Below are 8,656 nucleotides of genomic sequence, written 5' to 3' on the forward strand. Positions count from 1 at the left end.
CGCCGCCCGCGAACCCGGCGCGAGCGCCTTCCCGGAGCCCGTCGCCGAGCCGGTGGCGGTCCTGACGCTGGGAACCGGCATCACGCTGATCGGCCTCGGGCTCGGCTTCCTCGGCCTGCGGCTGCGCCGCCGCTGACCCGGTTCCCGCGACGCCGTCCCAGGTCTGTCGCGGTGCTGTCACCGGGCCGTATCCCTCTCACGACGGACCCGTGAGGTCCCTCTCAGGTCCCTTGCGACCGGCGACCTACCGGGTATACATACTGAGTATGTCGATTCGCCACGGGCTTCTCGCCCTCCTGGAACGTGGCCCGCGCTACGGCTCCCAGCTCCGTACGGAGTTCGAGTCCCGTACGGGATCCACCTGGCCGCTCAACGTGGGCCAGGTCTACACGACCTTGAACCGTCTGGAGCGGGACGGCATGGTCACGCAGGACGGCAAGGACGAGGCGGGCCACGCCCTCTACGTGATCACGGAGCCGGGCCGCAGCGAGCTGCGGTCGTGGTTCCGCAGGCCCGTCGACCGGACCAGCCCGCCCCGGGACGAGCTGGCCATCAAGCTCGCCATGGCGGTGGGCGCGCCGGGCGTCGACATCCGGGAGGTCATCCAGTCCCAGCGCCACCACACGATCCAGGCGATGCAGGACTACACCCGCCTCAAGGCCCAGACCCTGGACAGCACGCCGGCCGACCGGGACGAGGTGGCGTGGCTGCTCGTGCTGGACCAGCTCATCTTCCAGACGGAGGCCGAGGCCCGCTGGCTCGACCACTGCGAGGTACGGCTGATCCGCCTCGCGAGGCGTCAGGAGACGGCCGACGGGACGGCGGGCAGCACCGCGGGCAGTACTGCGGGCGGAACAGCCGGCGGGACCGCGGGCGGGACCTCCCAGGAGACACCCGCCGGTCCCGCGCAGGTCCCCGCCGCCCAGGCGCCCCCCGCGACGGCACCCCCGGAACCGACCGCGACCGCCCCCACCCGCCGGGGCCGCCGCCGCTGACCGAACCCCGCCGCCCCGCCCCACCTGTCCCGGCGGACGCCGTCCGCCCGCCCCTTCGTCTTCAGCTCACCCTCCGTACGCGCGCACACGACCGCGTACGCACAGATAGGGACCCACCCATGCCCAAAACACCCCAGACACCGCGGCAGCCGGTGCTGCGGCTCCAGGAACTGACCCGCGTCCACGGCAGCGGAGCCACCGAGGTGCACGCCCTGCGCGGCATCAACCTCGACGTGTTCCCCGGCGAACTCGTCGCCGTCATGGGCCCGTCGGGCTCCGGGAAGTCCACGCTGCTCACCATCGCGGGCGGCCTCGACCACCCCACCTCCGGGCGCGTGATCGTCGAGGGGACGGACCTCACCACCGTCGACCGCAAGCGGCTCGCGGCCCTGCGCCGCCGCAGCATCGGCTACGTCTTCCAGGACTACAACCTGATCCCCGCCCTCACCGCGGCGGAGAACATCGCGCTCCCCCGCGAACTGGACGGCACCTCGGCCCGCAAGGCCCGCGTCGAAGCCCTCGCCGCCCTGGACGAGATGGGCCTCGGCCAGCTCGCCGACCGCTTCCCCGACGAGATGTCCGGCGGCCAGCAGCAGCGGGTGGCCATAGCCCGCGCCCTCGTCGGCGACCGCAGACTGGTCCTCGCCGACGAGCCCACCGGCGCCCTGGACTCCGAGACCGGCGAATCCGTCCTCGCCCTGCTGCGCAGCCGCTGCGACGCGGGCGCCGCCGGTGTCCTGGTCACCCACGAGCCGCGCTTCGCCGCCTGGGCGGACCGGGTCGTCTTCCTGCGGGACGGTTCCGTCGTCGACCAGACCGTCCGCAGCGACGCGGACTCGCTGCTCACCGGTCAGGCGGCGGACCTGTGATCACATGGTTCCACTCCTGGCGCGCCGCCCTGCGCATCGCCCGCCGCGACGCCTGGCGCTTCAAGGGCCGCAGTTTCCTCGTCCTCGCGATGATCGCGCTGCCCATCCTCGGGGTCAGCGCCGTGGACCTGACCGTACGGAGCGCCGAACTCTCCCCGCAGGAGACCCTGACGCGCCAACTCGGCCACGCGGACGCCCGGCTCACCGATCCGGGGCTCGGCGGGGTGCCCCTCCTCCAGGGCCCCAAGGGGAACGACTACGCCCCCGCGAAGGACTACGGCGACCACCGGTGGCCGGACGGCGCGACCGACCTCAGGAAGGCGCTTCCCGCCGGTGCCACTACCCTGACGGATGCGAGCGGCAGCGCGAAGCTCCGTACCACTCACGGGCTGCTCCAGGCCCAGGTCCGTGAGCTGAAGGCCACCGACCCGGCGGCGAAGGGGATCCTGGACCTGGACCACGGCCGCTTCCCGGCCCGCGACGGCGAGGTTGCCGCGACCACCCAGTTCCTGGAGAGCAGCGGGCTGCGCGTCGGCTCGAAGCTCACCGTACGGGGACTCGACACGGCCTACCGGATCGTCGGCGCCTACGAACTGCCCGACGAGCTGAACACCGAGCAGATCAACGCCCTCCCCGGCGCGCTGCTCGCCCCGCTGGACCAGGCCCTCCAGGCCCAGGGGCTGGACAGCTCGCCCCCGGACACCACCCAACTGGTCTCCGTTCCCGGTGGTTTCACGTGGAACATGGTCCAGCAGGCCAACGCCAAGGGCGTGGTGGTCGTCTCGCGCGCCGTGATCCTCTCGCCGCCCGCCGACGCCGACGTGCCGCTCTACCAGAAGTCCGACTGGATCGGATACCGGGAGGGCGGGGCGACCGATCCGGCCGCGCTCGCCGCGGCGGGCACGGTGGTCGGCCTCGCCATGCTGGAGATCTGCCTGCTGGCCGGTCCCGCCTTCGCCGTCGGCGCCCGCCGCTCGCGCCGCCAGCTGGGCCTGGTCGGCGCCAACGGCGGCGACCGGCGCCACATCCGGGCCATCGTCCTCGGCGGCGGTCTGGTCATCGGAGTCGTCGCGGCGGTGGTCGGCACCGTCCTCGGCGTGGCCCTCACCTTCGCCCTGCGACCGGTCCTGGAGAGCTATCTGGGCCAGCGCTTCGGCAGCTTCGACGTACGACCGCTCGAACTGCTCGGGATCGCGGCACTCGCCGTGCTCACCGGCCTGCTCGCCGCGATCGTCCCGGCCGTCACCGCGTCCCGCCAGTCGGTCCTCGCGTCCCTCACCGGGCGGCGCGGCATCCGCCGGAGCAACCGGGTGCTGCCGGCGGTGGGCCTGGTCGCGATCCTGTTCGGCGCGGCGATCGCGCTGTACGGGTCGACCGTGTCGGACAACTTCGTGATCGTCGCGGGCGGCAGCGCAATCGCCGAGCTGGGGGTGGTCGCGATGACCCCCGCCCTGGTGGGACTCTTCGGCAAGCTGGGCCGCTGGCTGCCGCTCTCGCCCCGGCTGGCTCTGCGGGACGCCGTACGCAACCGGGGTCGTACGGCTCCGGCCGTCGCCGCCGTCCTGGCGGCGGTCGCGGGGACCGTGGCGGTGGCCACGTACACCGCGAGCAGCGAAGCCCAGAACCGGGCCGCGTACGTCCCCGACCTGCCGAGCGGCGTGGTGTCGCTCGTCATCACCGACGACGGGGGCCGGGACGTGCCGGCCGCCCGCGCCGCCGTACAGCGGGAGCTGCCCGTCGCCGTGTCCGCGAAGGTCGACCGTCTTGTCGTCGGTCCCCCGCGCTGCTCGTCCGACAGCTCGGGCAAGGGCTGCGGGTCCGCCGAGGTGGTCGTACCGGACGCGAACCAGTGCCCGCTGTGGAAGGAGGAGAACGCCGACAAGGAGTTCACCTCGGCCGAGCGTCTGAAATTGCGTGCCGACCCCCGCTGCCAGGACGTGGCCGTGTACCCCGCGGCGGGCGACGTGGTGGTCGCGGACAGCGCGCTCCTCCAGGTGCTCGGGATCAAGGACCCCGGCGCGAAGAAGGCACTGGCGGCGGGCGAGATCATCTCGTTCGACCCGCGCGACGTCGATACGCGCGGACAGATCGGCATCCAGCTGATCCCCGACGTCCGTGCGGCCGACGCGGCGGCGGACCAGGGGAAGGAGCTGCCGGCCGACGTCAAGAAGTTCACCGCGCACCAGGTCCCCGGCAAGCCGAACGCGTACGGGTTCAAGATGATCGTCCCGGCCGCCGCGGCCGAGGCGGCGGGCTTCGGCGTCGTCCCGGTCGGCGGCTACTGGTCGACCACCGAGATGCCCAGCACCGCACAGGAGCAGCGCCTCGCCTCCGATCTCGACGCGTCCGGCGCGAACCCCTCCCTCGACATCGAGAAGGGGTACGTCGGCGAGAACAACATCGTCCTCCTCGCCCTGGGCGTCTTCGCCGGACTGGTGACCATCGGCGCCGCCGGGATCGCCACGGGTCTCGCGCAGGCCGACGCCGAGGCCGACCTCAAGACGCTCGCCGCGGTCGGCGCACCGTCCCGGGTCCGCAGGACCCTCAGCGGCTTCCAGTGCGGGCTGGTGGCGGGGATGGGCGTCCTGCTCGGCACCGCCGCGGGGCTGCTCCCCGCCGTCGCCCTCCGGCTGACCGAGCGGCGGGAGGGGGAGAGCCGCTACCGGCAGGCCCTCACCGACGGCCTGAGCGACGCCGTGGTGCCCCACGTCCCGATCATCGTCCCGTGGGGGACGCTGGCCGCCCTGCTGATCGCGGTCCCGGTGGGCGCGGCCCTGCTGGCCGCCGTGGTCACCCGGTCGCACGGAACACTGGGCCGCCGCGCGGCCACGTAGGCCGGGTGCGAGACAATGAATACATGGAAATGTCGAGGAACGAACGGTCGCAGGAGAGCCCTCATGTCCTGGTGGTGGGACAGGACGGGACGGCGCTCGGCGGCGGTGGAACCGACGACGAGCCGCGTGAGATCCCGGTGACGGAAATGGTCGAACAGCCCGCCAAGGTCATGCGCATCGGCAGCATGATCAAGCAGCTGCTCGAAGAGGTGCGCGCGGCCCCTCTCGACGAGGCGAGCCGGGTACGGCTCAAGGAGATCCACGCCAGCTCCGTCAAGGAACTGGAGGACGGGCTCGCCCCCGAGCTCGTCGAGGAGCTGGAGCGGCTCTCCCTCCCCTTCACCGACGAGGCCATCCCCTCCGAGGCGGAGCTGCGCATCGCGCAGGCCCAGTTGGTGGGGTGGCTGGAGGGCCTCTTCCACGGGATCCAGACGGCACTGTTCGCCCAGCAGATGGCGGCCAGGGCCCAGCTCGAACAGATGCGCCGCGCCCTCCCGCCGGGCTCGGTGCAGGAGGACGACGAGGAACAGGGCGCCCACGGCGCGATCCGCTCGGGGCCCTACCTCTAGGACTCGGGGCCCTACCTCTGGGACAGGTGGTGTGCGGCACCCTCAGCGGGGTGCCGCACACCGGCCGCCGGTCGGATCGTTCAGGCCGTCGGCGCGAGCAGCAGGATCTTGCCCACGTGCGTGCTGGACTCCAGGACGCGGTGCGCCTCGGCCGCCTCCGCCATCGGCAGCGTCCGGTCCACGATCGGACGGACCCGCCCGTCGGCGACGAGCGGCCAGACGTTGTCCCGTACGGCGGCGACGATGGCCGCCTTCTCCGCCCGGGGACGCGCCCGCAGCGAGGTCGCCGTGATGGTGCCGCGCTTGCTCAGGAGCGCGCCGATGTTCAGCTCGGCCTTCACCCCGCCCTGCATCCCGATCACCGCGAGCCGGCCGTTCACGGCCAGCGCCTTCACGTTCTGGGCCAGGTACTTCGCGCCGACGATGTCGAGGATGACGTCCGCGCCCGCCCCGTCCGTCGCCTTGCGTATCTCCGCCACGAAGTCCTGCTCGCGGTAGTCGATCAGGATGTCCGCGCCCAGCTCCTCGCAGCGCGCCAGCTTCTCGGGGCCGCCCGCCGTCACCGCGACCCGGGCGCCGAGCGCCTTGGCGACCTGGATCCCCATCGTGCCGATGCCGCTGCCGCCGCCGTGCAGCAGCAGCGTCTCCCCGGCGGTGAGCCGCCCGAGCATGAAGACGTTCGACCAGACCGTACAGGCCACTTCGGGCAGCGCGGCGGCCTCCGCCAGCGGCACCCCCGTGGGCACGGGCAGCAGTTGGCCCGCCGGTACGACGACCTTCTCGGCATACCCCCCGCCGGCCAGCAGGGCGCACACCTCGTCACCCACGGCCCACCCCGTGACGCCGGGGCCGAGCGCGGCCACGCGGCCCGCGCACTCCAGGCCGGGGTAGACCGAGGATCCCGGCGGCGGGTCGTAGTGGCCCTGCCGTTGCAGGACATCGGCGCGGTTGACCGCGCTCGCCACGACGTCGACGAGCACTTCGCCCTCGCCGGGGACGGGATCGGGGACTTCGGCCCACACGAGCGCCTCGGGGCCACCGGGTTCCGGAATCGTGATCGCATGCATGGCCGTGAGGCTACCCGCCACTTCCCGGGGAGTATCCGTCCGCGACGGTCAGGTTCCGGCCTCCGCGACGGTCAGCTCCCGCCCTCCGGATCGGTGGGGTTCTGGGCGCGCACGATGGTGATCAGCCGGTCGGTGAGCTGGAGCGGGCTCGCGGACGGGTCGTCGTAACCGATCAGTCGGTGCCCGCGCAGCACGCTCACCACCAGATCCTCGGTCTCCCGTACGTTCCGCCCCACCTCCGCCTTTATGACGGGCCGTTCGATGAGATCCAGGCCGGTGCCCTGCTGGATCAGGTCCTCCATCACCGTGCCGGCCATCGGGCTGAGCACGGACATCCCGAGGAGCCGGCCGGCCGCGCTGGCGCTGGTGATCACCGCGTCGGCGCCGGACTGGCGCAGCAGCGGCGCGTTCTCCTCCTCGCGGACGGCGGCGACGATCTTCGCCGACCGGTTGAGCTGGCGCGCGGTCAGCGTGACCAGCACGGCCGTGTCGTCCCGCTGGGTGGCGATGACGATCTGACGGGCCTTCTGGACCTCGGCGCGCAGCAGCACTTCGCTGCGGGTCGCGTCGCCGAGGACTCCGACGAACCCCTGGGCGTTGGCGGCCTCGATCACCTTGGCCGACGGGTCGACGATGACGATCTGGTCCTTCCGCAGACCCGTGGCGCACAGGGTCTGTATCGCCGACCGCCCCTTGGTGCCGTATCCGACGATGACCGTGTGCTCGCGCAAGTGGGACCTCCAGCGGTTCTGCCGCCATTCCTCACGGGTGCGTTCCGTGAGGACCTCAAGAGTGGTGCCGACCAGGATGATGAGGAAGAGCACGCGCAGGGGGGTCACGAGCAGCACGTTGACCAGCCGCGCGCTGTCGCTGTACGGGACGATGTCGCCGTAGCCGGTCGTGGAGAGCGTGACGGTCGCGTAGTAGACGGCGTCGAGGAAGTCGACGGAGTCGTCCGAGTTGTCGTGGTAGCCCTTGTTGTCGAGCCAGACGATGAAGACCGTCACGAAGAGCACCACCAGGGCCATCACCAGCCGGCGGGTCACCTGGACGAGCGGCCGGTTGACCTGCTGGCGCGGCAACTGCACGCGGGCGCTGACCAGATGCTCGTCGGCGTTCCTGGCTATGGCGTCGTGGCCGGGAAGTTTCACGTGAAACACCCGCCGTCGGTCGACGCGGTCCAGGGCAGATCGAGGATGTCGACGTCCTCCCCGGGCCGCGCGCCGCCCGGCGGGACGACCGCCAGGCCGTCGGCGGCGGCGATGCCCCGCAGCATGGCCGGACCGTTGAAGTGCAGCGGCACCACCGCGTCGTCGCGGTGGACCACCGGGACGAGGCGGGTGTCGTGCGGATGGCCCTGCACCTCGTCGCGCAGCGGCGCCCGGTACGGCGGGGGCACCGGGCGGCCCGCGAGCGCCCGGAGCAGGGGTTCGGCGAGCGTCAGCAGTCCGGAGACGGCGGCCAGGGGGTTGCCGGGCAGCCCCACCAGATGCCGTCCCGAGGGCAGCCGGGCCAGGACCATGGGATGGCCGGGGCGCACGGCGACCCCGTCCACGAGCAACTCGGCTTCCGCGGCCCGGAGTACGGGGTGGACATGGTCGACCGGGCCACCGGCCGTACCGCCCGTCGTGATGACGAGGTCGGCCGTGGACCCGGTCACCGCGCGGTACAGATCGTCCTCGTCGTCACCGATCCGGCGGGTGGCGACCACCTCCACCCCGAGCGCGCGCAGCCAGGGCGCGAGCATCGGCCCGAGGGCGTCCCGGATGAACCCGTCGTGGGGGAGCCCCCCGGTCAGCAACTCGTCGCCGAGCACGAGCACCTCGACGGCGGGCCGGGGGACGGTCAGCAGCTCGTCGTACCCGGCGGCGGCGGCCAGACCCAGCACGGCCGGGGTCACCAGCGACCCGGCGGGGAGCAAAGGCTCGCCCGAGCGGCACTCCTGGCCCCGCGCCCTGATGTCCTGGCCGGGGACGACCGCGCGTTCGGCGTGGAGATGTCCGGTGACGTCGGTACGGGCGTGCTCGCTACGGATCACGGCGGTCGCCTCGGGCGGGACCCGGGCGCCGGTGGCGATCCGTACCGCGGAGCCGTCCGGAAGCGGTACGGACTCGCCGTGTCCGGCGAGGATCCCGGACCGCTCGGCGGCGTCGCCCCGCACGGGCGCGCCTTCCGGGGTCCTGACGGCCCAGGGGCCGGGGCCCGCCACCGCCCAGCCGTCCATGGCGGAGGTGTCGAACGACGGCAGGTCGGTGAGCGCGACCAGCGCCTCGGCGAGCACCTCGCCCAGGGCGTGTCCGAGGGCCACGGGCCGGGCCCGCG

General features: G+C 72.9%; 7 protein-coding genes. 4 read left to right on the forward strand and 3 right to left on the reverse strand.

All coding sequences use genetic code 11. The annotated features are described in order from the left end of the window. The first annotated feature begins 266 nt into the window (after positions 1-266). From GT042_RS06050 to GT042_RS06065, 4 genes are all read left to right on the forward strand, one after another. A complete protein-coding gene (locus GT042_RS06050) occupies positions 267-995 on the forward strand; it encodes a PadR family transcriptional regulator (protein WP_161307662.1) in 729 nt (242 codons plus the stop codon). Positions 996-1,114: 119 nt separating this feature from the next. Further along, positions 1,115-1,864, forward strand: a complete 750-nt coding sequence (locus GT042_RS06055) for an ABC transporter ATP-binding protein (protein ID WP_161307663.1) — start codon at positions 1,115-1,117, stop codon at positions 1,862-1,864. Then, positions 1,861-4,698, forward strand: coding sequence for an FtsX-like permease family protein (locus tag GT042_RS06060; protein ID WP_161307664.1), 2,838 nt, complete (start codon positions 1,861-1,863; stop codon positions 4,696-4,698). The genes GT042_RS06055 and GT042_RS06060 overlap by 4 nt, the downstream gene beginning before the upstream one ends. Positions 4,699-4,721: 23 nt before the next feature. Then, positions 4,722-5,267: a bacterial proteasome activator family protein gene (locus GT042_RS06065; protein ID WP_161307665.1), complete on the forward strand. Its 546-nt coding sequence runs from the start codon at positions 4,722-4,724 to the stop codon at positions 5,265-5,267. 80 nt (positions 5,268-5,347) lie between these two features. Here the strand turns inward: GT042_RS06065 and GT042_RS06070 are convergent, their stop codons facing one another. The 3 genes from GT042_RS06070 to GT042_RS06080 form a co-directional block, all read right to left on the reverse strand. After that, complete coding sequence (locus tag GT042_RS06070; protein ID WP_161307666.1) at positions 5,348-6,334, reverse strand: NAD(P)H-quinone oxidoreductase; 987 nt, start codon at positions 6,332-6,334, stop codon at positions 5,348-5,350. A gap of 71 nt (positions 6,335-6,405) precedes the next feature. Next, entirely contained in the window at positions 6,406-7,485 is a 1,080-nt protein-coding gene (locus GT042_RS06075) for a potassium channel family protein (RefSeq protein ID WP_161307667.1), read from the reverse strand. Then, positions 7,482-8,656, reverse strand: a 1,175-nt coding sequence (locus GT042_RS06080) for a molybdopterin molybdotransferase MoeA (protein ID WP_202532420.1), incomplete at its 5' end; no start/stop codon positions are given. The genes GT042_RS06075 and GT042_RS06080, both read right to left, overlap by 4 nt.

The organism is Streptomyces sp. SID3212 (genome assembly GCF_009865405.1).
GTDB lineage: Bacteria > Actinomycetota > Actinomycetes > Streptomycetales > Streptomycetaceae > Streptomyces.

What these genes read in the sequence shown, in the direction of transcription:
- GT042_RS06050 (WP_161307662.1), top strand. Translation starts at nt 267, where the DNA reads ATGTCGATTCGCCACGGGCTTCTCGCCCTCCTGGAACGTGGCCCGCGC.
- GT042_RS06055 (WP_161307663.1), top strand. Translation starts at nt 1,115, where the DNA reads ATGCCCAAAACACCCCAGACACCGCGGCAGCCGGTGCTGCGGCTCCAG.
- GT042_RS06065 (WP_161307665.1), top strand. Translation starts at nt 4,722, where the DNA reads ATGGAAATGTCGAGGAACGAACGGTCGCAGGAGAGCCCTCATGTCCTG.
- GT042_RS06070 (WP_161307666.1), bottom strand. Translation starts at nt 6,334, where the DNA reads ATGCATGCGATCACGATTCCGGAACCCGGTGGCCCCGAGGCGCTCGTG.